The following is a 566-nucleotide window of genomic DNA, read 5'->3' on the forward strand; positions in this document are numbered from 1 at the left end:
CGGCGTCCCGCGCGGCCAGCTCGGCCTGCACGGCCGCGATCAGCCGGCGGATCGACAGCCGCCCGGCCCGGGGCAGCACCGCCGCCTTCACCTGAGCGATGATCGCCGGATCGGTGGCGCGGGCCTTCCAGCCCAGCTCGCCGGCGATCGCCCGGGCCCGCGGCCAGTCCAGCCGGCCCTCGGCCAGCGCCGCCCGGGTCGCCGGCAGTACCTCGGTCAGCGTGGTGGCCTGGTCGATCAGCGTGCTCGCCGCGGCCCGGAAGGCGTTGAGCACCAGCGCCAGCTCGTCGGCGAAGAACTCCGACACCCCCGCCGGCGCCCCCGCCGGCCCGTCCGCGGCCGCACCCGGCCGGCCCGGGGCGCGGTCGAAGGTGGCGGGCCGGTCGCCGGCCAGCGCGGCGACCAGGTCCAGCTCGTAGCCGGCCAGCATCGCCTTCAGCTGCTGCAACCGCCGCAACTCCGCGACCTTCTCCTCCGCGGTCCGGGCGTGCACCGGCAGCACGTCGGCCAGCTGCACCGGCACCCGATCGGCCGGCCACTGGTCGGGCAGCGCGAGCTCGGCGACC

The 566-nt window shown here is 78.3% G+C and carries 1 pseudogene; it reads right to left on the reverse strand.

Annotation, left to right across the window (positions count from 1 at the left end):
- Nucleotides 1-566 (reverse strand): annotated as a pseudogene (locus MY520_RS27965) (hypothetical protein); the annotation flags it as partial.

The sequence above is a fragment of the Geodermatophilus sp. CPCC 205506 genome, from assembly GCF_051383635.1.
GTDB lineage: Bacteria > Actinomycetota > Actinomycetes > Mycobacteriales > Geodermatophilaceae > Geodermatophilus.